We start from the raw sequence: 25,953 nt of genomic DNA, 5'->3' as shown, positions 1-25,953 counted from the left end.
ACACTACCCAAAGCGCCTTCGCAATTCGCACCGCATCCGCCCGCGCACCTGCTGCCCTGAAGCGGCACTTGCGCTACAGTAGCCACGTGTCCCGCCTGACGACCCCACGCTCCTTCTCTTCCGCTCGCCGCTGGTGGCGATGGTGGCCCGTTGCCGTCGTCCGCCCCGCCACAGAGTCCCGGAAGGAAAGTCGTCTTGATCACTGCAGAGCAGTTCCAGCGCCAAGCCGCTGAAGGTCACACCCGTATCCCCGTTGTCCGCGAAGTGCTGTCCGACCTGGACACGCCGCTCTCGGTCTATCTGAAGCTCGCCGACGGCGCTTACACCTATCTGTTCGAATCGGTCGAAGGCGGTGAGCGCTTCGGTCGCTATTCCATCATCGGCCTGCCGGCGCGGCGCGTGTATAGCTTCCGCGGCCACACGCTGGAAGTCAGCGAACACGGCGAAGTCATCGATACCCGCAACGTCGCCGACCCGTTGGCCGAAGTCGACGCACTGCGTGCCGAGCATTCGGTGCCGCAACTCGATGGCTTGCCCGGCTTCACCGGCGGGCTGGTGGGTTGGTTCGGCTTCGAATGCATCCAGTACATCGAGCCGCGCCTGGGCAGCGGCGACAAGCCCGACGAACTGGGCACGCCCGACATTCTGCTGATGCTCTCCGAAGAGTTGGCGGTGTTCGACAATCTCAAGGGTCGGCTGTATCTGATCGTACATGCCGACCCGCGTCAGCCGCAGGCGTATGTGCGCGCAAACCGCCGACTGGACGAGCTGGCGCATCGCCTGCGTCAGGGCGGCGCCGGGTATCCGCAGGCGCAGATCTCCGACGCCATCGACGAATCGGATTTCCATTCCTCGTTCACCCGCGAGGAGTACCACGCAGTGGTGCGCAAGGCGCAGGAATACGTGCGCGCTGGCGATATCTTCCAGGTGGTGCCATCGCAGCGCTTGCGCGTGCCGTTCCGTGCGCGCCCGGTGGATGTGTATCGCGCGCTGCGTGCGCTCAATCCCTCGCCGTACATGTATTTTCTGGATGTCGGCGGCACCCAGGTCGTCGGCTCGTCGCCAGAAATCCTGGCGCGGCTGCGCGATGGCGTGGTCACCGTGCGCCCGATCGCCGGCACCCGCCCGCGTGGCGCAACGCCGGAGCTGGACAAGGCGCTGGAAGAAGAATTGCTGGCCGACCCGAAAGAGCGCGCCGAGCACGTGATGCTGATCGACCTGGGTCGTAACGATGTCGGTCGCGTTGCCGAGCCGGGCACGGTCAAGGTGGGCGAGCAGTTCGTCATCGAACGCTATAGCCACGTCATGCACATCGTCAGCGAGGTTACCGGCACGCTCAAGGCCGGCCTCAATTACAGCGACGTGCTGCGCGCCACGTTCCCCGCCGGTACCGTCAGCGGCGCGCCGAAAATTCGTGCGCTGGAAATCATTCGCGAGCTGGAGCCGGTCAAGCGCAACGTCTACTCCGGTGCAGTCGGCTACATCGGCTGGCACGGCGATGCCGATACCGCCATCGCCATCCGCACCGCGGTCATCCAGGACGGCTATCTGTATGTACAGGCCGGCGGCGGCGTGGTCTACGACTCCGACCCCGACCTGGAATGGCAGGAGACGATGAACAAGGGACGCGCGCTGTTTCGCGCCGTCGCCCAGGCCGCAAAGGGGCTGTGATGGACGGGCAGGGCGGCGCCGCGCGCATCAGCTTTCGCAACGATTACAGCGAAGGTGCGCATCCGCGCGTCTTGCAGGCGTTGGTGCAAGCCAGTGCCGAGCAGAACGGCGGCTATGGCACCGATCGGCATAGCGAACGTGCTGCGGCATTGGTTCGCAACGCCATCGCGCAACCGCAGGCTGCCGTGCAGTTGCTGGTGGGCGGCACGCAGACCAACCTGATCGCAATCAGTGCTTTTTTGCGCCCGCATCAGGCAGTGATTGCGGTCGAAGCGGGGCATATCGCCACGCACGAAACCGGCGCCATCGAAGCGACCGGGCACAAGGTGCTCACGGTGCCGGCGCTGCACGACAAGCTGACGCCGGCATTGATCGCGCCAGTGCTGGAGGTGCACAGCAACGAGCACATGGTGCAGCCGCGGCTGGTCTATCTCTCCAACAGCACCGAAAGCGGCACTATCTACACGCGCGCCGAACTCGATGCACTGTCGCGTTTTTGTCGCGCACACGATCTGCTGCTGTACCTCGACGGCGCGCGGCTAGGCGCGGCGCTCACCGCCAACGGCAACGATCTGGATCTGCCGACGATTGCCGTGCTCACCGATGCGTTCTATATCGGTGGCACCAAGAACGGTGCGCTGCTCGGCGAAGCCTTGGTCGTGATCCATCCTGCCTTGCAGGCCGATCTGCGCTATCTGATCAAGCAACGCGGCGCATTGCTTGCCAAGGGCATGGTGCTCGGCGCGCAGTTCGCCACCTTGTTCGAGGATGGCTTGTTCTTCGCACTGGCGGCGCACGCCAACGCCATGGCGCAGCGTCTGCGCGCCGGCCTGCTGGCAGCAGGCGCGGAATTCACCAGCGACTCGCCAACCAATCAGCAGTTCATCGCCGTCACCGCGCAGCAGGCCGAGCAACTCGCGCAACGCTACGACTTCGAACGCTGGGAAACGCGCGGCGATGGACGGCTGGTCATTCGCTTCGTGACCTCATGGGCGACCACGGCCGATGCAGTCGATCGGTTGTGTGCGGATGTTGCTGCGCTTCTGCCACTCCCGGTGCACCTGCCTTACCACTCTCAAGGATGAAACGATGAGAACGATGAAGCGAGTGACCAGTTGGATTTTCGCAAGCCTTCTCGCCCTGCCGTTCGTGGCAGCCGCCCAGATCAATACGCTACCGTCGCAACCACACCTACTGGTGAAGGGGGAGGCCAAGCGCGAGGTGATGCCCGATCGGTTCTCGCTGAGCGTCAACCTGCGCGCGGTCGATTTGCAGCCGGAAGCTGCCAGAAAGCGTGTCCAGGCATCGGCAGAGCACATCTTGACCGCGCTGAAGAGGCATCACGTGCTTAAGGACAGCATCGAAGCCTCATCGCTGCAGATCCAGCCTACCTATAAATACTCGCAGCAAGGCGAGCGTGATTTCGAGGGAACTGAGGTCAAGCGCGGTATCGGTGGCAGCTTTCAGTCGCTGGAGGATGTTCGCCAATTCCTGAGCGAAATAAAAACCAGTAGCGAGATGGAACTGTCTGGTATCAAGACCTCTTACAGCAAGGAAGATCAGCTGCGAGCGCAACTCAAGCGCCAAGCTGCCGAACAATCGCGTGCCTCTGCCGCCGAACTCGCGAAGGCGTATGGAGTCATTCTTCGTGGCCTTTATACGATTTCCGATGTCGCGCCGAAATTTTCCTATGGAGTCGAAGCTGGCGATTGGCCGGTCCAGGTATCGCTAGTGTCCGGGCCGCCGTTGCCTCCAGCACCAGCTGCCGACGTTGGAGCTACCGTTGATTCGCTGGAGGCGGGTTCGCTCACGATTTCCGAAAACATCTATGCGGTCTTCCTGATCGCGCAATGAGTCCCTTGCCATGCTGCTGATGCTCGATAACTAGCATTGCAGTGCAGGATGGTCCGCCAGAGTCCTGGAAAGCCTTTTGTATCAAAGGTTTCAAAGCATTTCTTGTCCAGTGTGATTCGTTTGGATCCATCGTAATCCAGTGAATTTGCGGGTATCGTAGCGGGTATCAATAGGCCGATACCCGCGCATGTCGCTGACCGACGCAAAAATCAGAACTGCCAAGCCTGGCGTTAAGCCAGTCAAGTTGACTGACGGCGGAGGTCTCTACCTTGAGGTGCGGCCCACCGGGGCAAAGCTGTGGCGCTATCGCTACCGTATCGCTAGCAAGGAAAACGTCTATGCCATGGGCGAGTATCCGGAGGTATCGCTGGCAGTTGCGCGCGCCGAGCATGACAAGGTGCGCGCGCTGGTAAAACAGGGGCTTCATCCTGCCCATAGCCGTCAAGCGGAGCGGCTATCCAACCACGCAGCGAATGCTAATACGTTTGAAGCAATCGCGGAGGAATGGATTTCGAAGAAGTCTGGAAGCTGGACGCCGTACTATCAGCGGCAAGTTGAAAACTTCCTCACTGCGGATGTCTTTCCTCATATCGGCAGGCTGCCGATTCGCACCGTAACGGCAGCTCACCTGCTTGAGATCATCAGGCGGGTAGAGCAGCGTGGAGCCTCCACTGTCGCCTTGCTTGTCAGGCAATGGTCTTCAGCGATCTTTCGCTATGCGGTTGCTACGCTCCGTGCAGACAACGACCCTGCAGCTGCCTTGAGGGGCGCAATTCATCGCCCAAAGGTCCAGCACCATAAGCCCCTGTCGCGCGAGCAGATTGTGCAGTTCGGCGCTGCGCTGGAGAAGTACGGTGGCTATCGCACAACAGTCATTGCCTTGCGTTTGATGTTACTGACCTTCGTTCGTACTGTGGAACTGCGCAACGCGCAGTGGCAGGAATTCGATCTTGATCAGACGACATGGTGGATACCTGCCGAAAGGATGAAGATGCGCGAACCGCATGTCGTTCCGCTATCTAGGCAGGCTATCGAGCTGTTGAAGGAATTGCAAACGTACACAGGTGGACGTGGCTTTCTATTTCCGAACTACCGGACACCGAAAGAGGCAATGACCGCCACCACGTTGAATCGCGCTCTTGAGCGAATGGGCTTTAACGGAAAAAGCAGTATCGGCTTCTCCGCGCATGGCTTCCGCGCAACGGCATCAACATTTCTAAACGAGATGGGCTTTCGTCTCGATGTCATCGAGCGCCAGCTTGCTCACGCCGAGCGAAATAAAGTTCGGGCGAGTTACAACCAGGCCGAGTACATGCACGAACGAGAAGTAATGATGCAAAAATGGGCAGATTTTGTTGAGAATCCAGCAAGAAGAATATCGAGAGCGGTATATGTGTTAGATAAGGTTTAAAATCACTGTGCTGAGGAACAGCCGTTAGCCGGTGCCCAGTGCACATCATCTGGCGTCATCCGAACCCTTGCACACCCACTGCAGTCGCTACTCGGGGTGGGGGGGCGTCGATACCAGCGCTCGTGATCGGAATCTCAGTGATTTGCTGAAACATCGCGTGCAACGAGGTATGGAACAGCGTCGCATAATGCAGCGCTTGGAATTATCTGAAGTAGCGCGTCCCTGATCAGGTCGTTATCGAGCAGCTGCTAGGCCAGCAGTTTCTTCAATAGCGCGCTCTCGGCATCAAGGTGCCTAAGCCGCTTTGCGTCGGACACGCTTATCCCACCGAACTTGCTGCGCCACAGGCAGAAGAGGCTTTACTGAAACCATGGCGCCGGCAAAGGTTTTTGATCGCCACGCCCGCTTCGCCTCGCGCAGGAGGCCGATGATCTGCTCTTCGGAAAAACGCTTCTTCACGTCCAATTTCCTCGGGGTAGAGAACTGGACTCCAAACTAGTGCGATTCTTAAAATCGGGGGGGGCGTTGTTCAATAGCCGATCGGAGCTCTTGACCCGTCAGCCAGAGTCAGGCACTAAGCTATACCAGCGCTATCCGCGGCTGGCATTAATCGATCCGATACGTGTCTGCTCAGTGCATATTAATAAAGCGAAAGTACTAAATTCAAAAAAACGTAGAGCAGGGGATTTTTTCGTAACATACTTCCTGGAACCATACCCCCGAGGTGGCAGTCTAAACCGCGAGGCAGATTATTGCTCGGATTAAGATTGATTCTCGCCCTCTTTTTTGTGTGATGTCATGCAAAATGAACTGGGATGGTCGTTGCATAAATCAGAGACAAACAGTTTTTCCGGCTCTTACAAAGTATGTCGATTCAATTATACAAAAAGTAAGTAAATTCGAATTGACTTATCTCAACGATGTGGCAATTATCAGCTTGGTAGATACATGCATCTTGACGTCTACTGTAATTGAATAGTAGACCTGCTGCACGACCTAGATAAGGATTGGAATGCTAAATGATCTTATTCGAAGTTTTATAGAGGAAGTGGAAGCCTGTAACGACAAAAAGGACTTGCAAGAAAAGTTCGAAAAGTACCTGTTAGCCTACGGCGTAAGATTTTTCGCCTATAATATCCATCGAATAAGTCCACTCATATCTCACAGCCATCTGGCGTCTGATTCTCAGCGTTTTTTAATAACGAATTATCCCCAAGATTGGTTGTCGTATTATTTCTGGGAAAAATACGATACTATTGATCCGGTAATTGAATTGTTATCTTCGAAATCAGGTTTTGTTGATTGGGATAACATAAAAGATCTAAGTGGATTAAGTAAAAGGCAGGCGGGCGTCATGATGGAGGCGCGTGGCGTTGGTTTATCAAGTGGAATTACATTTCCTCTATTAGCCGAGTTTGGGGAATCAGTTGCGATTAGTCTTGTGCCGCAGGGGCTGGCGGAAAAGGAAAGATTAATTTCATCAATTTCCGAAATATATATACTTGCGCAATGTTTTCACCATAGGGCTAGGAAAATTCTATTTGGCCAATCGATGAAAGAAATTTCATCTCGCAGAAAGACACTGTTATCTTCCAGAGAGGTGGATGTGTTGACCTGGATTGCGAAGGGTAAAACAGCCGCTGAGATAGCGCAAATACTAGAAATTTCAAAGAAAAGCGTGGATTTTTACACGGAAACTGCAAGAGAGAAACTTTATTCTGAAAATCGAGCTCATGCAGTCGTGAAAGCAATAATATTAGGATTAATTGAGTTATAACATTTCTCTGGTTAGCGCTGAATTTTAGTCATGAAGGGATTGCTCTACAGCAGGTGGTGAATGGATAATGCTGCCGTGGTGCTGATCTTGATTGCCAATGCAGTGAAGTCGAATATTTTGGCGTACCTCGCTGGATCGGATTTGATTGCGGCAATCGTTTAGGATTTTTACTGAAACTTCATGCTCAAGTGCCACGGTCGGCACACCATCAATTTCATGTATTTGACCAAGTCGTCTAAATGAGTAACCCGTTTTAGTCAGCATACTTTCTAGATGGAGATAAGTTACTGAGACAAGTTTATCGGCACCGATAGCCAGCGCTGTAGCTTGAATGCCCCATAGTAAAGAAGCTCGAAGATCTAAGTTGTCTCTTATGCGATCCTTGCGCTGGTCAATGGCAAAACGGGTTATTTCAAAAGTTCGAGAAGACCTCGGTGAATTAGCATCAATCAGTTCCGGGAACATATCTATAATTCCGGGAGTAGACGTTGGAATTAGACGGGCACCTGCAACCACTTGGCCCCGGCTATTATTTATCATTAAATAAATAGCTTGATCGTTATCAAATTTATCCTGTTCTATTTTGTCGTTCGCCGTCGGGATGCGCCAGCCTAGCTTTTTAATGAAAATATCATGGCGAAGTTCAAGAAAAGACTCAAATAAATGATTATGCGTTTCGGAACTATGGTTTTTTAATAAAAATATCATTTATAATTCTCATCCAATGATTAAAAAAATGATTAATCATTTGGCGAGAGATTGAATCTGGGGAAATAACTGCTTTGATGGGCAGGTAAAATTACCGGGTGCCCTATGTCGCGCGTGCATCTAACCGCACGGTAAGGCGATCTAAAGATTCAAGTGCAATGCATGATTTGATCGGCGCGAGTTATTTTTCCACCGCCTCCCTGGGTGTATTCCATACCGGTGATTGTCGGTGGATGCGCGTTCATCAGTAACGTGATGTGGTTTAGATACTTCTGGCTGATGGTGGCTAGGTCCGCCCCTTTGGACAGGAGCTGGCGAAGTAGATCGTTAGTGTGCTCGTTGCCGCCGGATCGCCACTGTGCATCTGGATCGGCAAATCACGGCCGATGTTCAGCCGCTCTATCAGTTCGGTAAAACGCATATGTCGGGCCCACTATCAGCCCAGCTGCAGGACTGTATTTGTCAGCCCCCCGTAAAATTGATCCATCCATCACTAGAGGTCTCCGGGCACACTAGCCCCCGAGGAGACCAACGATGCGCAAGAGCAAGTTCACCGAGAGCCAGATTGTCGCCACGCTGAAGCAGGTTGAGGGCGGCCGCCAAGTCAAGGATGTGTGCCGTGAGCTGGGTATTTCCGACGCGACGTACTACGTCTGGAAGTCCAAGTACGGTGGCATGGAGGCAGCTGATATGCAGCGCCTTCGCGACCTGGAGACCGAGCACAGCAAGTTCAAACGCATGTACGCCGAGCTCGCGATGGAAAACCATGCATTCAAGGATGTCATCGCAAAAAGGCTGTAGACCCGGCGCACAAACGCCCGCTTCTTGCCTGGCTCGTCGAGCAGCACGGCTGGAGCGAGCGCCGGGCTTGTTCAGTCGTTGGCGTGGCGCGCTCGACAGCGCACTATCGGCGCCGTCCCGATCGCGATGAGGAGGTCATTGCGCTGTTGTCCGAATTGGCCGAGCGCTTTCCCGAGCGTGGTTTTGGAAAGCTGTTTCAACTCATCCGCCGTCGTGGGCATGTGTGGAATCACAAAAGGGTGTGGCGCGTGTATTGCCTGATGAAGCTCAATCAACGTCGTCGCAGCAGGCGCCGGGTCCCGACGCGCCATCCACAGCCGCTGGTGTGCGGACAACGGCCCAGTCCCGGATGGTCAATCGACTTCATGTCCGATGCGCTGTGGGATGGTCGGCGTTTCCGCACGTTCAATATCATTGATGACTTCAGCCGGGAAGCCTTGGCGATCGCGTAAGCTCCCCCGATCGGCAGACACCGCATAAGTAGATCTTTCTGGCATCGTTCCCAAGTCAGGAGGTTCCATGCGCACATCGAAGTTCACCGAGACACAGATCATCGCCACGCTCAAGCAGGCCGACGCAGGCGTTCCAGTCAAAGACATCTGTCGCCGTCGCCAGGTCGGCATCAGCACGGCGACCTATTACCAGTGGAAGAGCAAGTACGGCGGCTTGGAGGCGTCCGAGCTGCTGCGGGTCAAGGAGCTCGAGTCCGAGAACGCCAAGCTCAAACGGATGTACGCCGAGTTGGCGCTCGACAATGCGGCAATGAAGGACCTGATCGCAAAAAAACTCTAGGGCCGGCGCGTAAGCGCGAGGCGGTGCGGTTCCTTATCGAGGTCCACGCGCGGCCGTTGCGCCGGTCCTGTGCACGCGTCGGGCTGTCGCGTGCCGCCTGGTACGCACCGCCTCTGGACTGGACGGTGCGCGATGCCGAGCTGATTGCCGAGATCGCGCGTTACGTTGAAGCGCACCCCAGTCGTGGCTTCTGGAAGTGCAGCGACTACCTTCGCAAGCAGCAACCAGGCTGGAATCCCAAACGCATCTATCGCGTTTACAAGGCCATGAAGCTCAACCTACGCCGCGCTGCAAAGCGTCGCCTTCCCAAGCGTGAGCGGGTGCCGCTCTACGTGCCGAGGCTGCCAGACACGGTCTGGTCGGTCGACTTCATGAGCGATGCGCTGGCATGCGGACGACGCTTTCGCACCTTCAACGTGGTGGATGACTTCAATCGCGAGGCGCTGCACATCGAGGTTGACACCTCGATCAACTCGCAACGGCTTGTGCGTGTGTTCGAGCAGATCAAACGCGATCATGGCTTGCCGCAGGTGGTGCGCTCGGACAACGGCCCCGAGTTCCTAGGCGAAGCGTTCACCAGCTGGCTCAAGACGAATGGCGTCGCACTGCAGTACATCCAGCCGGGAAAGCCAAATCAGAATGCCTTCATTGAGCGCTTCAATCGCACGTTCCGCGAGGAAGTGCTCGACCTGAATTTCTTCGCCTGCCTCGACGATGTGCGCGAAGCCGCCCACTGGTGGATGATCGACTACAACGAAGCAAGATCCCATGATTCGCTCGGCGGAATGACCCCGGTCGAGTGCCGCAACAAGCACGCCGAAAGCTCTACTTTTGAAGTGCCTGCTTGACGGGGGAGCTTACGGAGGCAGCTGATGTGCAGCGCCTTCGCGACCTGGAGACCGAGCACAGCAAGCTCAAACGCATGTATGCCGAGCTCGCGATGGAAAACCATGCACTCAAAGATGTCATCGCAAAAAAGTTGTAGACCCGGCGGACAAGCGCCCGCTTCTTGCCTGGCTCGTCGAGCAGCATGGCTGGAGCGAGCGCTGGGCCTGTTCGGTGGTTGGCGTGGCGCGCTCGACGATGCGCTATCAGCGTCGTCCCGATCGGGATAATGATGTTATTGCGCTGTTGTCCGAATTGGCCGAGTGGGCTGAGCGCAAGGGCATCGCCCTGGACTTCATCGAGCCGGGGCGTCCGATTCAGAACGGTTTTATCGAACGCTTCAACGGCAGCTACCGGCGCGGCGTGCTGGACATGCATCTCTTCCGCACACTGAGCGAGGTTCGCGAACAGGCCGAACACTGGCTTGCCGACTACAACCAGCAGATCCCGCACGACAGCCTGGGCGGGCTAACGCCCGCCGAGTTCCGTGATCAACATCAACCGCAGACCCCTAGCTTTAGCTGACATTGAATTGCGGGGAGTCGACATATAGATAAGTAAGCCGCTAGGCAGGACATCAACGCATACTATCAAGCGCGCGTTTCAGGTGTTTGGCAGCATCAAAATATCCACATCTCGTTGCTTCTCTAAAAAGATACCGTAGCGCGCAAATAAATCTATATTTCTCTTCACATTCTTGGTCGATTCTAGGCTTGGAGTTCCTCGATTTTTTTAGTGCTGTTATAGAAAAAAATAAAAAAATAGAAACACATAGGACGTACATAAGAAAAAACAAGAGCATCATATTAGCTTCCAATTGCTAGTAGACAAAAGTGCGGGGGGGGTCTAATGATGCCATTTTATATAAGCATAGCAAGAAATATAAAGCGAAGAATCTAGGAATTTTACGGGATGTTGAGAAGGTTGATTTGGTTAACGATGGTGTCGCCAGTTGACCTCATTAATTTCTTACAAGAATTTCTAAAATTCGTTTAAGAACATTCCGTGGCTCGCAAAGGTAAAATTTCCCATGGAAACTGCATCATTAGTTCCGCCATTAGATGAATCATTTGCTTTTAGTCAAGAAGAAGTTGACCTGTTCTCGCTCTTAAGCGGGGATATCAACCCACTTCATATAGATCCTCAATATGGGAAGCGATCTTCCTTTGGCGCCTGCATTGTACCCGGTGTGATGGGAGTTTTAGCAGCACTCGAACGAATAAATATTACATTGGTAGGGAGGCTGGGTACGCTTAAAGTCAAATTTAAAAATCCTCTCTATGTGAATCGTAATTACTCCTGCACAGTCGATCTAGAAAGCGAAGGCTTCTGCAGGTTTTCCGTGCGGGAAGGAAGGCGGGTCCTAATACAAGTCGAAATTTATTGGCTGATCGGAGATGATAACGGGCAAGCTGTTCTAAGCCAGCTTAAGTATGAACCTGCTGGGCAGCAGCAGGAATATATTAAAGAGGCTTCTGATATCTGCGACTACGACGACGCTGTGCTCAATGCTGGCGTGGCGATGACTGGTAGCTATGCGTCGACAGGACTTGGTAAATTTTATAAAAGTGCAGTCAAGCGGTATGGTTCAGCGTTAATTGACATGCTTGCACTTACAAGTTACCTGACCGGTATGAAACTGCCTGGGGAGCGGGCGATATTTTCTGGGTTGAGCTTAAATTTCGAGCGAGGATCGCAAGGTGGTTATTTCAAATATATTCTATCGACGCAACACTTTAATCGAGATTATGGATTGTTAGAAACGCAATTGTTGGTAGATGACACGCAATCAACATTCGCACGGGGAGAGCTCCGATCGTTCGTTAGAAAGAAAATAACTGATTTACCAGTCCGAAATTACATCGCTGCGCTTGAGAGCTCAGAGACCCATCTTCTTTCAGGCAAGATTGCGTTCGTTACAGGAGGAGGGCGGGGACTTGGCTCAGCGCTTGTTCGAAGTCTTGCTGTATTGGGCGCACACGTTTATCTAAATTACCGAGATAGCGGTGATCAAGCACGTGAAGTAGCTCGCGACCTAGAGGAGCATGGTCTATCTGTGACACTGCTTCATGGCAATGCCGGAGACAGCACTTGGCTTGCCTCTGTAGAAGCTGAGCTGTCTGCGAAACACCAACGGCTTGACATCCTGGTTTGCAATGCTTGCGAACCTCCCTCAAGGGTGGATGAAGACGCGTCATCCTTACTTTACCGAGCCAACTACGTCAAGCGCAATTTGCATCTCATTGATGCGCCGCTCAGTGCATTCTCAACTCTGCTCGCGGCAAGTGGCGGTACATGCGTGGCGATCTCTTCGGAAATGGTCGACACCTCGCCGGCGGGGTATGCGCATTACGTTGACTTAAAGCGACAGACAGAAGCGCGCGTGCGGGAGCTTGCCGACGCCGAACCGTCGGTCCGCACGCTCGTCGTGCGTCCGTCGAACCTGTTGACCGAGATGAGCAACACGCCGACGCGAATACTGAACGCGCAGGCGCCAGACGAGGTTGCGATGCGGATCGTAAACGTGCTGTCGACGATGGATGAGCGGCATTGTCTGCTGACGAATTTCTCCGATAAAGCTGCGGCGGTTGCGGTGTCGGTGCTGATGTTGACCGGCAACTTCACGCTCGATGCGATGCTCGATGAATTCGACGGATGGCTGGCATGCCTGCCCGGTCAGCACGCAGTTCGGCAGACTGGCTACAACCGGATGATGCAGGATCTGGTGAGCCCGGACAGTACGTTGAACACGGCCGAGGGTACGGCCAACCTGCTGTATGTGCGCGTGTCGGACTGGCTATACGAGCGCGATGCCTGCTGGCGCGACAGCGGCCTCAATCTGTCCGGCGAGGAGGCGTTCGTTCATCAGATCGCCGATGAGTTCGTCGCTGCGTTGCGCGGCTTTGCCAAGCGCAGTCGCGCAACGCAACTGCTGATCGTCTGTCCCGATCCGCGCCTAGATCCGGCCGATCCGGGTGCTCCGGCCTTGCTCGAGGCGGTCTATGCGCAGTTTGCGGCCCTCGCGATCGAACTGCCGAACCTGATGACCGTATTTGCGCGAGATTATCACGCGATCCACGACATCGACCCCGGTCGGATCGACGACGCCCAGCGTAACCGGATCGCGCATATCCCGTATGTGCAGAGCTATTTCCGCTTTCTGGCGGCGCTGGCCGTGCGCATGCTAAACGCAAAGCGTCAGCAGACAGCGAAGGTGGTGGTGCTCGACTGCGACAACACGTTGTGGAAGGGGGTTTGCGGCGAGGAGAACGACGTCCGCAATCTCGTGATCGACGAACAGATGCGCGGGTTCCAGCGCTCGATGAAGGATCTGCTAGGCCGGGGTTTCATTTTGTGTCTTTGCAGCAAGAATCGCGAGGAGGACGTCTGGCACGTATTCGACCAGCATCCGGACATGGTGCTCACGCGCGACGATATCGCCGCTGCGAAGATCAACTGGCTGCCGAAATCCAGCAATCTCCGTGCGCTCGCAGGCGAACTCGATCTTGGCTTGAACAGCTTCGTGTTTTTCGACGACAACCCGCTGGAGTGCGCGGAGGTTCGGGCCAATGCGTCCGAAGTGCTGACGATCTGCACGACGCAGAGCGAGGTTCCTCTGTCGCAGTGGACGGGGCTTCTGTGGGTGTTCGACCAGTTGACCTTGACCCGCGAGGACAGTGCGCGCACTCAGATGTATCGTGAGCAATCGCAACGTGAAAGGTTCCGAGAGTCCGCCGAGTCGTTCCGCGGTTTCATCGAAGGACTGAATCTGCACGTTGCGATCAAACCGATGACGCCGGAGATGGTGGATCGCGCGTCGCAGCTGACGCTGCGCACGAACCAGTTCAACAACACCACGATCCGGCGTGACCGGTCGGAAGTCATTGCGATGATGCGCGACGACGCATGGCATCTGCTCGTGATCGACGTTGTCGACCGATTCGGTGACTACGGTACGACGGGATTCGTCGCGTATCGACTCGAACCGTCGTGCCTCTACGTCGAATCGTTCCTACTCAGTTGCCGAGTGCTCGGCCGAACCGTGGAAGACCGGGTGATGCAGCGGCTCATCGAAATCGCTGAGGAGACCGGCGTCGGGCAGGTCCATGTTGCGTTTGCGGCTACCAGGAAAAACACGCCGTTCCGGCAATTTCTGGACAAAATCGCGCCACAGGAGATTGTCTCCGGCGATGGTGCGGAGGCCACGCCTAGCCGCTACCTGTTCGATCGCGAGACTTTGCGCGCCGTGCTCGATCGGCAGGCATATCTGGCACAGCAGGAGGGCAGCGATGACGCGCCGGCCGAGCATCGGCCGCCATTCATCGTAAACGAACGGCGTCTGACGCACGACGTAGACTACGGGAAGATCGCGGAACGTATGAACCTGGCATTCGACGATATCCGCGTGTCCGGCGTTGAGGCGATCGCGTTCGGTGCCATGCAAGCGGACGTGCAGCCGATTGCCGGTGCGACTGTCGCTGCAGCCGACCAGCGTATGGCGATGGGCGTGGTTGGCCGCGAGGCGGAGCGCGAGGCGGCACTGATGCGTGAAGTCAAGGCGCGCTACGCGCGCGTGCTAGGTATCGGTCCCGACACGATCGACGAATACGAGGAACTCGAGCGATACGGTCTCGAGTCGATCGACGTAGTGAACCTGACTGTCGAACTTGCCAAGCTCGTACCGGGCCTCGCGCCGGCCTTCCTGTTCGAGCATCGTACCCTGCACAGCGCCGTACGCGCATTGATCACCGATTACAGCACGAGCGTGCCTGGCGCTGCACATGAAACTGCACATCCGGCCGCAACTCCCACTGCGCCGGCGGCGTCCAACACGTCGCGGCGGGCGCCGGCCGACCATGCTGAAGCGAACGAGAGCGACGGTACCCGCGAGGACATCGCGATCGTTGGCTTGCACGGCATCTATCCGGGCGCCGACGACATGAACGCGTTCTGGCAATTGCTGCAGACCGGCGAGTGCCGGATCGTGCCGATGCCCGAAGCGCGCCGGCAGCTGATCGATCGCGCGTTCCCGGGCATTGCATCGACGCTGCACGGTTACATGGACCGTGCCGGCTATCTAGACGGAATCGAGCGCTTCGAGGCAGAGCTGTTCGGCATCACGCCGAAGGAAGCCGAGTTAATGGACCCGCAGCAGCGCTTGTTCCTGCAGGTCGTTTGGGGGCTGTTGGAGGATGCCGGCTATACGCGGCATACACTCGATCGCTCGACTGGCGTGTTTGTCGGCGTGCTGTCGAACGACTATGCGATGTACGCAAATCTGCATGCTTTGCAGCATCCCGAGCAGTACCGCCACACCGACTACTACCAGATCGCGAATCGCGTGTCGTACCACTTCGACCTCACCGGGCCGAGCATGGCGATCGACGCGGCCTGCGCGTCGTCGGGCACCGCGTTCCATCTCGCTTGCCGGTCGATCCGCGATGGTAATTGCGAGTCAGCGATCGTCGGTGGCGTGAACCTAATCCTGCATCCGAGTCGCCTGATCCAGTACTCGCAGACGGGCATGCTGTCGGACAGCGGCAGCTGCACGCCGTTCGGGCAGCACGCCGACGGCACGCTGCTCGGCGAAGGCGTCGGCGCGGTACTGCTGAAGCCGCTGTCGCGCGCAACTGCCGATGGCGACAACATCTACGCGATCGTAAAAGCGTCGTCGATCAACAGCGGCGGCAAGACCAACGGCTTCACCGTGCCGAATCCGAACGCGCAGGCTGGCCTGATCGCGAGCGTACTGCGCGCATCGCGCGTGCCGGCACCAGGTATCGCGTACGTCGAGGCGCACGGCACCGGCACCGCGCTCGGCGATCCGATCGAGGTCAGCGCACTCAGCCGCGCATTCCGCGAAATCGGCGGCGAGAGCGTACGGCGCATCGGATCTGTAAAGGCGAACGTCGGCCACGGCGAATCGAACGCGTTCCTTGCGAGCCTGAGCAAGGTGCTGCTGCAGTTCCGCCATCGCCAATGGGCGCCGACGCTGACCTCTGAGCAGGGCAACCCAGCGATCGATTTCGCGGCGGCTGGCTTCGAGGTACAGCGCACACTCGGCGATTGGTCCGAGCGTGAGGCCGAAGGGACGGTCGCCGCGTGTATCAGCAACTTTGGCGCGGGCGGCTCGAATGCGCACGTGGTGCTGGAGGCGTGGCCCGCGCGTGCGGCGCGCACACCTGGCGGCGCGACGCGCCATCTGGTGCCGTTGTCCGCGCATCGGGCAGAGCTTTTGCCGCTCATCGCCCATCGTCTGCGCGAACATCTGCTGCGTGTCGACGCGATCGCGTGCGATGTCGGCTCGATCGCCTACACGCTGCAGATCGGCCGTCAACACTTGGACCACCGCGTCGTCTTCATCGTCGACGGGCGGAGCACGCTGCTCGATGCGCTTGAGCGATTCGCGGCAGGCGCTGGCGCAGACCCGTGCTGGCTGTGCGGCAGCACGGCCGAGCGCAATGTACTCGGCGATTTTCTCGACCGCCAGCCGGACATGCTCGAGCTGCTCCGGAAATGGGCTCGTGAGCACGACCATCATCGGATTGCGCAACTGTGGTTGCACGGTTTCACCCTGCCGTGGGAGGAGCTGCATGCCCCGACCCCGCCGGTGCGGATCAGTCTACCGACCTATCCGTTCCGCGGACGTCCGCACTGGCTCGAACACACGTATGCGCCTGCAGGACTTGCCGCGAAGCCGGCTCCGGCCTCCGTTGCCTCCGCCGATGGCGACGCGTCGTTGTTCACGCCGGCATGGGTCCGTGAGGATCTGCCCACCGAGGCGCGCTTGCCGGCGCGTAGCGGCGCGCGCCATATCGTGTTCTGCGGGCTCGACACCGTCGCGAGTGTTGCGCTGCGCGCCGCGCTCGGCGCAACCGACGCGACCGTGCAGTTCTTGCCGCCTGTACAGCCGGAGGACACCGCATTTGCCGACCACGCAGCCGCGCTGTTCGCGTCGCTGCGCGAGCGGCTCTTGCACGGTCTGCACGAGCCAGTGCTCGTGCAGGTGACGGCGGCCGGCGCAGACAGCGAAACCTTGGACGGACTCGCGGCGCTGCTGAAGACGGCGGGGCAGGAAAATCCGAATCTGTCGGCGCAATGCATAGTATTGGACGAGGCGCCGGCTGCGGCCGCATGGCTCGATGTTCTGCATGACGAAATGCGCGCTGGCCGCGACGTAGCGGTCCGCTATTGTCCGCAACGGTGCGTACGCGCATGGCAGCCGTTGACGCCGGCAATCGGGCCGTTCTTCGACGGGCTTGTCGTCTCCGCCGGTGCGCCGCGCGCGTACCTGATCACCGGTGGATCGGGGGCACTTGCGCTGCCGTGTGCCAGATGGATCGGCGCGCACGATCGCGACGCGACGATCGTCCTGCTCGCGCGTCGCGACGAGGCCGACTTGATGCGTTCGTCGCAGGGCCACCGGATCGACGCGCTGCGCGCCGAAGGGGTACGGGTCGCATACCGGCGCGTCGATGTTGGCGACCGCCGCGCGCTTGCGGAGTGCGTCGAGGAGATTTGCGCGTCGCTGGGGCCGATTCACGGTGTGATCCATTGCGCGGGCATCGTCCGCGACGCATTTCTGATGCACAAGTCCGAGGAGGACTTCCGCGCGGTCCTGACGCCGAAGGTCGCCGGCGCGCTGAATCTTGACTGGGCGACGCGGAACCAGCCGCTTGCGTTCGTCGCCTTGTTCTCGTCGATTTCGGGCGTGCTCGGCAATTCTGGCCAGGCCGACTATGCGACGGCCAATGCGTTTATGGATGCGTTCGCACATCGCCGCGCCGCGCAGGTGCGCGCAGGTGCGCGCTCGGGTCGGACCGTGTCGATCAACTGGCCGTTGTGGCGGGACGGCGGAATGACGCTGGACCGCGAGCTAGCGACGCTGTTGCACGAACAGCACGGCCTTGCGTCGATCTCGAACGACGCCGGAATGCGGGCGCTCGATCGTGCGCTTGGCTCGGACGCGCATCAAGTGTTCGTCGGGACCGGTATCGAGGACGAGGTCGCTCGTCTGCTGGCCGCGTCGGCGCGCCGGCAGCCAGCGGAGAGGGGCGGTCGCCAGCCGGTGGCGCCGTCTGCGCTCACTCTGGCGCCCTCGGTGTTGGCCGCGGCCGATCTGTATCCGTATCTGAAGCGTGTGCTCGGCGACGCTACGAAACTCGATGCCTCGGCGATCGACCCGCATCGGCCACTGTCGGAGCTCGGTCTCGATTCGATCATGCTCGCGAAGTTGAACAAGGTGCTGGCCGGGAGCTTCCGCCAGCTGCCGAGGACGCTGTTCTACGAATATCCGACGCTCGAGGCGCTCGCCGGCTATCTGGCAGAGCAGATCCGCATTCAGGATATTCCCGCCGACCGCTTTGTGCCCGCGCATGCGATGAGCGAACCGGCGGTGCCGGCGCTCGCGACGCGCTCCGCGGCAGAGCCGGCGCGGCTGATACAGCCGGCGGATGCGCCGGCCGCCCGGCCGCCAGTGCATCCTGCGATGCGCAGCGCAGCCAACACGCCGGCTATGCGCGATGCCGACCCTCCGCGCGAACAGCCGATCGCCATCATCGGTATCGGCGGTCGCTACCCGAACGCGCCGTCGTTCGAGGCGTTTTGGCGCCGTCTAAAGACCGAATCGAGCGAGATCGGCGAGCTGCCGGTGCGCCGCTGGTACGGTCCGCAGGCGGACCCGGAGAGCGACGTGCATCCGCTGCTGCGCGGCCGCAAGGGCGCGTTCCTCGACGATTTCGCGCAGTTCGATCCGGTCTTCTTCCAGATCGCGCCCATCGACGCGTATTCGATCGACCCGCAGGAGCGGCTGGTGCTGATGGCGAGCTGGGCAGCGCTCGAAAGTAGCGGCTACACGCGCCAGCGGCTCAATGCGCGGCACGGGCGCAATGTCGCGGTCTGCGTCGGCGCAACCAAGAGCGGTTTCAATCACTTCTCCTCGGGCGCCGCCGTGCCATCCGGCGGCGCCGACGCACGCGAGACCGTCACGTCGACCTCGTTTGCGAACATGGCTAACCGCGTGTCGTATTTCCTCGACCTGCGCGGCCCGAGCATCGCATTCGACACCATGTGCACGTCGTCGTTGACGGCGATCCATCACGCGTGCCGGTATCTGCAGCATGGCGAGGCAGAGCTTGCGATTGCGGCCGGCGTCAATCTACATCTGCATCCGAACGATTACCTCGCGCTGGAACGGCTCGACATGCTGAGCGACGACGCGCAGGTGCGCTGCTTCGCGATGGAAGGCAACGGCTTCATCCCCGGCGAGGCGGTCGGCGCGGTCGTTCTGAAGCGCCTCGACGCGGCGCTCGCCGACGGCGACCGGATCGACGCGGTCATCACGGCGACAGGCGTCAGCCACAGCGGGCGTACGCATGGCTATACCGCGCCGAGCCTCGCGCAACAGGAGACGCTGATTCTTCAGGTCATCGAACGCTCGGGCAATCACGTCGACGACATCGCCTACGTCGAATCCGCTGCGAACGGATCGAGCATGGGCGACGCCATCGAGTGGGGCGCGTTGAAGAACGTGTTCCGCACGCGGACGCAGCCATGCGCGATCGGCTCGGTCAAGCCGAACATCGGCCATCCGGAAGCCGCCGCCGGCATTGCGCAACTCAGCAAGGTCGTCGCGCAGCTCAGGCACCGCGCGCTCGCCCCGACACTCGTGGACGAGACATCGCTGGACAGCGATCTGCTCGCCGATAGCGGGTTGCGACTTGTCACGCGTTACGAACCCTGGCCGGCGCAGGCCGGCCCGCGCAAATGCCTGATCACGGCTGCGGGTGCAGGCGGCACCTACGCGGCGATGGTGGTCGAGCAGGCGCCGGACCGAGTGGATGCACCTGCGGATCGCACCGCCAACGCCGTCGTCGCGATCGCGCTGTCCGCGCGCACCGCAGAGGCCTTGAAGCGCGTCGCCGCCGATCTGCACGATCATCTCGCTGCATATCCCGAGCATCGGTTGGAGGACATCGCCTATACGCTGCACGAGGGCCGCGAGGCGATGAAGGTGCGCACCGGCTGTGTCGTCACGAGCCGCCGGGAGCTGATGGGCCGGTTGCGCGCAATGGCGTCGGGCGAGCCACCGACGTCTGGCGAAAGGGATGCCACGCTGCCTGTGGCGTCCGTGCATGCGCAGATGCGGCTGGAGGTGGCGTTGCAGGCGTGGGTGGACGGGCAGAATGTGGACTGGTCCGATGCGTACGGCAGCGCGTGGACGAACGCGCATGGCGCGCCGCTCGCGCTGCCCGCATACCCGTTCGAAACGCGCGACTATTGGCGCGCGCCAGCGCATGCGCCGGGCGTAAGTGGGCGCACGGGCTCAGCCTCGGCGCCGGTCGAACCGGAAGTGGCCGCGTACTCGCCCGCGGCATCCGCGCAGCGCAACGAGGCCGCGTCGAGACCCGCGGCTTCGCCCTCAGCATCGCCTGCACCTGTGTCGCCCGAGGCGACGTTGCGCGAGATCGTCGCCGAGGTGAAAGATGCGATAGGTGCGCTACTGGGTTTCGACAAGGCCGATGCGATCGACGACGGGGCGACGTTCTTCGAACTCGGCATCGACTCGATCCGGATGGTGCCGTTCGTAAGCGGAATCGCGGACCGGCTCTCAGTCGACCTCGACGAGACGGTGCTGTTCGATTACCCGACCATCTCCAGGTTCTGCGAACACGTTGCGCGCTTGCGCGCGGCCACCGTGGACCGCGCTACCGGGATGGATGACGGTGCTGCCGGTCGCAGTGCGCCGGTCGCGCTCGCGACGGCCGGCCGGACGCGCGTCGAGACGGCCGCACCGGTGACCGATGCGGTCTTGCGGCAACTGAAGGAGCTGGTCAGAACGATCCTGCAGTACCCGGAAACGGAGATCCTCGACAACGACGTGACGTTCTTCGAGCTGGGCGTCGATTCGATCCGGATGGTCGGTTTCGTCCGCGAACTCTCGGCGAGACTGGGCCTGGATCTCGAAGAGACAGTACTGTTCGATCATCCGTCGATCGTCGCGCTCGCCGGCCATCTCGCTGTGCTCCGGCGGGCCGACACCGCGGCGCTTGCCGATTCGCCGCCGGCATGGCTCGGTCAGGCGGAACTGCAGCAAAACCTGCGCCGCTACGGCCGCACCTATGAAGAAGCGGTGCCGCTCCAGACCGAGGGGGAGGGCCCATTGTTGTTCTGCCTGCATCCGGCGTCCGGCGACGTCGCGATGTTCGGCAGGCTGGTCACGGCGGTCGGCACACGCTGCCGCGCGGTGGGTATCAAAGCGCGGGGTTTCCTGACGAAACGGCTTTTGTGCGCCGACGCCTGCGAGATGGCGGAGTACTACGCCGAGGTGATCCAGGCGATCGATCCGGTCGGACCGTATTACGTGATGGGTGCGTCGATGGGTGGGGTCGTCGCCTACGAGGTTGCGCGCGTACTGCAACACGCGGGCAAGCACGTGAAGTCGGTGTTCATGCTCGAGACGCCACTCATCACCGACCAACGCGACGAGGAAATCTTCGCGCTCGACGAGCTGCAGAACTGGTTGACCAACGCGAACTTCCTGATGATCGCAATGCTGCATCTCGATCCGGCATTCCGGCAGCGCAAGAGGGCCGGGATCGTCAAATGGGAAGATCTCGTGATCACCGAGTCCGATTTGCGGATCGACGACGGCGCAGCGCTCGATGCCGACCAGGTCGAGGCGAGCCTCGTCGCGCTCATCGTCGAGCGGGGCGTTCGCCAGGCGGCGGATATCCTGCGCCTGCGCCTGCGGTCGATGTCCGACACGCACCGAAACAATTTGCGCAGCATGCGCGAATACCGCTGGCAACCGCTCGCGCGGCCGGACGAGGTCGAGATCCTGATGTTTCGTACCGAGACCGCCAAGGCGACGTCCGACGAGGTCTACAACCCGAACTATCTGTACAAGCTGCAGCGCGTGCACGGATCGATGATTCCCCTGCTCGATACATGGGTCGAGAAGATGCCGCAGGTTCGCACCGTGATCGTGGGCGGCGACGACCATTTCCAGCTCTGCAGCCAGGGCATCGGCAATGAGGAAGTCATCGGTCCCGTGCTCGCGTCGATGCATCGCATGCACCCGGCCGCGGCGCAACATGCGACGCCCGCCGACAGCGCGCCGATCGTCGCACAGGCGCCAGCCGCGGCGCCGGCGACCAGCGCCGGACCGGGCGCGTTTCGGGTCGCTGTGATCGGCCTGTCGGCGCGGTTTCCGGGTGCCGAGGACGTCGATGCGTTCTGGCGCGTGCTGTCTGCGGGCGAGAGCCTGATTCGCGCGGCGCCGGCCGGGCGCTTCGCCTCGGCGGACGGCGCGACGGACTACGGTTGCCTGTTCGAGCGCATCGACGAGTTCGACAATGCGTTCTTCCATCTGAGCCCGAACGAGGCGCAACTGATGGAGCCGGCCGAGCGGTTGTTCCTGCAGGAGGCGTGGCGCGCCGTCGAGGATGCCGGTCTCGTGTCCGATCGACTCGCCGGCTCGAACTGGGGGGTGTTCACCGGCAGCGGCGGCGACTACAACCTGCACGTCCAGACCGTACTCGGCATCGCGCCGCAGGTCTCGCAATCGACGCTGCCTGGCCGCGTTGCGTATCACATGAATCTGACCGGGCCGACGATGGCGATCGATGCGGGCTGCGCATCGTCGCTGATGGCGATTCGGCATGCATGCGACAGCCTGCGGCTCGGTCAGTGCGAGATCGCGATCGCGGGCGGCGCGATGGTGTATTCGACGCGCAACCTGATCGCGACCAGCCATTACTACCGCCTGCTGAGCGACACGGAACATGGTGCCGCACTGCTCTCCGGTACGACCGGCATGCTGCCCGGAGAGGCGGTCGGCACGATGGTGTTGAAGCCACTCGATGCGGCCGAGCGCGACGGCGACCGTATCTACGCCGTCCTCGATGCGTGGGGCAGCAACCACAATGGCCGGACCCAGGGCATCGCGGCACCGAGCGCCGTCGCGCAGGCGGATCTGCTGACGTCCACCTATCGGAGCTTCGGCATCGATCCCGATTCGATCGGCTTCTTCGAGGCCAACGCGAGCGGTTCGTCACTCGGCGACAAGGTCGAACTGCAAGGACTGCGGAAAGTGTTCGGTGAGCGCTCCACGCAGCGGCTGGTGCTCGGCACCGTCGAGAACAACGTCGGTCATTCGTTTGCCGCCTCCGGAATCGCACATCTGCTGAAGGTGATCCTTGCGCTTCATCGCGACACGCTGCTACCGACCGCGAACATCGATCCCGCGACGGCGATCGCCGGCAGCGACGGTGACACGTTCGAGCTTCCAACGCGCGTCCGGGCGTGGCCGCGTCAGGCGGGCGTGGCGCGTCGCGCGGGTGTCAGCTCGTACAGTGCGACCGGCATCAACGTCCATCTGGTTGTGTCCGAAGCGCCGCCCGCCGCTTTCACGGCATCGTCCGCGCGACCGGAGCCGGTGCTGCTGGCGATCTCCGCGCCCACGGTCGACGCGCTGCGGCAGCGCTGCCGCGATCTGCTCGATTACGTAAGCGCCACGCCGGCGCCGCCATGGTCGCTCGCGCAGCTCTCCGCGAACCTATTGTTGCGGCGCAATCACTTCCGTTATCGGTGCGCGCTGCGCGTGCGCGATCGCTTGCACACCGAGACCTTGCTGGCGCGGTTCCTCGCAAATGAGGCCGATCCCGACGTGCTGACGAATCTCGACTCGGCGTCGGGCGATGCGGAGTCGGCGGCCGATCAAGCGCGCCTTTCGGCACTGCGCCGCGATGCCGCGGAGTTCAACACAGGGCAGGACGCGTTGCCGCTCGCGCATGCCGCTCGCTGGTATGTGCACGATGTCGCGTTCGACGCTCGGCGCGGATTCGCCGCGAGCGATCTGGCGCCACTGTCGCTGCCCGCCTATCCGTTCGAGCGGACCCGCCATTGGTTACTGTCGCAGGCGATCGCGGCGCCCCTCGCACCGGAGGAGCCGGCAGCCGAACGGCCGGAACGCTGGTTGCTGCGGCAGGTCGCGGCGATCACGGGCGACCAACCCGACGCGTTGCGCGCCGATACGAACTGGAGCACGATGGGCTTCGATTCGCTGATGAGCATGCGGTTGCTGTCGGCGATCAACGAGCAGATGGGCGTCGAGGTGCAACTCGTCGACCTGCTAGACCGACGTACGCCGGCGGAACTGGTCGAGTATTTGAACGGGCTCGGTGCGTTCTCACCGCCGGACGGCGGGCGCGAGAGAACATCCGATCCGGTGGCGATGACGCTGCCGATGGTCCAGTACCCGTGGTTTGGCGAACGGCTCGCGGCGCTGCGTGCGCCGACCAGCGTGGCGAGTTTCGCGTTGCCACCGCAAGCGTCGGCGCCGGAGCCTCAGATCGACCGGCATCTGGTGCTGTCGTATATGCTCGACGCGGGCATCGCGGTGTTCCGCGATACCGACAAGGCGGTGCTGCTGGCCACGCGCTCGGTCGACATCGACGCGCACCTGCGGCACTTTCCCCACGACGCGGTCGCGGCGAGCCTTGGCGCGCTCGTACCCGGACGCTTGTGGGCGCCGCTGTCGCAAGAGCAGGCGCGCAACCTGTATCTGACCGAGCGGATGGACAACACTGCCTGGAACGTGTTCCACGTGTTCCGCCTGCATGCCGTCGCCGTCGATTTCGAACGGCTGCAGCATGCATTGACCCTGCTCGCGCGGCAGCAGGACCTGCTGCGCACGCGTTACGTGAAGGTTGGCGACGGTTATGCGCAATGCGTGTCGGAACTGGTATGCGTGTCGCTTGATCTGATCTCGACAAGCAGCCGTCAGGCCTTCTATCAGTTCATCCAGAGCTGCCGCAGTCACCAGATGCTGGAGGAACACGGCGGCTCGGCCATTCGGATGTGGCTTACAGAAACAGACGGTGCGTTCCATCTTGGTGTGGTTGCGCATCACGCACACGCGGACGCGTTCACGCCGGGCCTGCTGTTCTCGCAGTTGATGGCGCTGTACGAAAGCCTCGATGGCCAGGAAGCAGTACGCGCCGACGCCTATGCGCAACGCGACCAATACTGGCTGTACGCGCTTCGTCAACACGATGCGGGCGGGGCCGACGCCGAGGTGCACCGTGCGTACTGGCGCAACTCGCTGTCCGGCGTCGATGTCGCCATGCGCTTGCCGTATCGCGACGACATCGCATCGGCGCCGTCGTCGCGCAAGCTCGCGGTGAACCAGATCGTGTCTGTGTCGCCCGAGCTTGGCGATCGGATCTCGACACTGAGCAGGGAGCACGGCATTTCGTATCCGCAGCTGTTCGCGGCAGTGCTGGCTGTCGTGTTGCGCGAGTTCTTCGGCAACGATCGTCCGGTGCTGCAGGTGATCCACAACCAGCGCGATCGCGCTGCGTTGGCCGCATGTCTGGGCGACTTCTCGAACGTCGCGTTCGTGCCGTTCGAGATCGACGCGCGGCAAAGCGTGCTCGACACCTTGTACGCGGTGCGCCGAACCCTGCTGACCGGGTTGCAACATGCGCGGATTCCAGCGACGGAACTGCTACAGATCGTTGGTCTGGACGGTTATGCCGGGTACACGGCGATGGTCGGCGATGTCGTGTTGGACAGCGCGGATATCGATACGGCGAACGTCAGTGTCGCAGGCGAGCACGGCGTGTCCACGTACATGGATGCGGTGCTCGAGCAGCGCCGCATCCACTTCCTCGACCAGCCGCTCGCTTCGATGTTCTTCCAGTTCCTGCGGATCGATGGACGTCTGTACATCTTCCACTCGTACAGCCGTGCGCTGTTCGAGCACGAGAAGATGCAGAAACTTCCGCAACTGATCGTCGAACTGACCGGCGCGATGCTGCGCGATCTGGACGCGCCGGTCGCCAGCCTGGTCGCCGCATTCGGGCGGCAGTTCGGCGAGATCGGTCACGCCGTGCGTGCGCTGCCAACGCGCGATGCGCCGACTGGCGAGGCCGCCGGTCTGCTGGAGCGCTTTCTTGGCGGCGATCTGTCGGTCGGTCAGTTGCGCAGCACGCTGCGCGCGGCGTCCGGCGATGTCGAGGCTCTCGCCAAATGACCGGCGGCGCGAAAC

General features: G+C 60.3%; 8 protein-coding genes and 3 pseudogenes. 9 read left to right on the top strand and 2 right to left on the bottom strand.

Annotated elements, in window-relative coordinates; translation table 11 throughout:
* Positions 1-195: 195 nt before the first annotated feature.
* From trpE to ABQZ00_RS18335, 4 genes are all read left to right on the top strand, one after another.
* Positions 196-1,671 (top strand): anthranilate synthase component I, encoded by a 1,476-nt coding sequence (gene trpE / locus ABQZ00_RS18350; RefSeq protein WP_323514483.1) that lies wholly within the window; start codon positions 196-198, stop codon positions 1,669-1,671.
* Entirely contained in the window at positions 1,671-2,756 is a 1,086-nt protein-coding gene (locus ABQZ00_RS18345) for a threonine aldolase family protein (protein WP_323538548.1), read from the top strand. The genes trpE and ABQZ00_RS18345 overlap by 1 nt, the downstream gene beginning before the upstream one ends.
* A 13-nt stretch (positions 2,757-2,769) precedes the next feature.
* Positions 2,770-3,525 (top strand): SIMPL domain-containing protein, encoded by a 756-nt coding sequence (locus ABQZ00_RS18340; protein ID WP_323538549.1) that lies wholly within the window; start codon positions 2,770-2,772, stop codon positions 3,523-3,525.
* A gap of 187 nt (positions 3,526-3,712) precedes the next feature.
* Positions 3,713-4,936 (top strand): tyrosine-type recombinase/integrase, encoded by a 1,224-nt coding sequence (locus ABQZ00_RS18335; RefSeq protein WP_323522789.1) that lies wholly within the window; start codon positions 3,713-3,715, stop codon positions 4,934-4,936.
* A 251-nt stretch (positions 4,937-5,187) separates the two neighbouring features.
* Here ABQZ00_RS18335 and ABQZ00_RS18330 read toward each other — a convergent pair.
* Positions 5,188-5,395, bottom strand: a pseudogene (locus tag ABQZ00_RS18330) (transposase); the annotation flags it as partial.
* A gap of 553 nt (positions 5,396-5,948) precedes the next feature.
* Between ABQZ00_RS18330 and ABQZ00_RS18325 the strand changes: the two are divergent.
* The gene (locus tag ABQZ00_RS18325; protein ID WP_323522790.1) at positions 5,949-6,713 is read left to right on the top strand and encodes a helix-turn-helix transcriptional regulator; all 765 of its coding nucleotides are present in this window, start codon (positions 5,949-5,951) and stop codon (positions 6,711-6,713) included.
* A gap of 24 nt (positions 6,714-6,737) precedes the next feature.
* Here ABQZ00_RS18325 and ABQZ00_RS18320 read toward each other — a convergent pair whose 3' ends face one another.
* A complete protein-coding gene (locus ABQZ00_RS18320) occupies positions 6,738-7,421 on the bottom strand; it encodes an acyl-homoserine-lactone synthase (protein WP_323522791.1) in 684 nt (227 codons plus the stop codon).
* Between the two features lie 534 nt (positions 7,422-7,955).
* On the opposite strand from ABQZ00_RS18320, the pseudogene ABQZ00_RS18315 reads away from it, so the two are divergent.
* From ABQZ00_RS18315 to ABQZ00_RS18300, 4 genes and pseudogenes are all read left to right on the top strand, one after another.
* Positions 7,956-8,668 (top strand): annotated as a pseudogene (locus ABQZ00_RS18315) (transposase); the annotation flags it as partial.
* 73 nt (positions 8,669-8,741) lie between these two features.
* Positions 8,742-9,862 (top strand): IS3 family transposase gene (locus ABQZ00_RS18310; protein WP_323522792.1). Its coding sequence is split into 2 segments (ribosomal slippage): positions 8,742-9,000 and positions 9,000-9,862, totalling 1,122 coding nucleotides; the frame shifts between segments, so codons are not numbered across the junction.
* A 14-nt stretch (positions 9,863-9,876) separates the two neighbouring features.
* Positions 9,877-10,424, top strand: a pseudogene (locus ABQZ00_RS18305) (integrase core domain-containing protein); the annotation flags it as partial.
* A 505-nt stretch (positions 10,425-10,929) separates the two neighbouring features.
* Positions 10,930-25,938 carry an SDR family NAD(P)-dependent oxidoreductase gene (locus ABQZ00_RS18300; protein ID WP_349775720.1) on the top strand — a complete coding sequence of 5,003 codons (15,009 nt, stop codon included), beginning with the start codon at positions 10,930-10,932 and terminating at the stop codon, positions 25,936-25,938.
* Positions 25,939-25,953 lie beyond the last annotated feature (15 nt).

Origin of the sequence: Xanthomonas sp. WHRI 10204 (assembly GCF_040202875.1) — a bacterium.
In the GTDB taxonomy this organism is placed as follows: domain Bacteria; phylum Pseudomonadota; class Gammaproteobacteria; order Xanthomonadales; family Xanthomonadaceae; genus Xanthomonas.
Note: the sequence above shows the minus strand (reverse complement) of the source record. Positions and strands in the feature narration are given on the sequence as shown.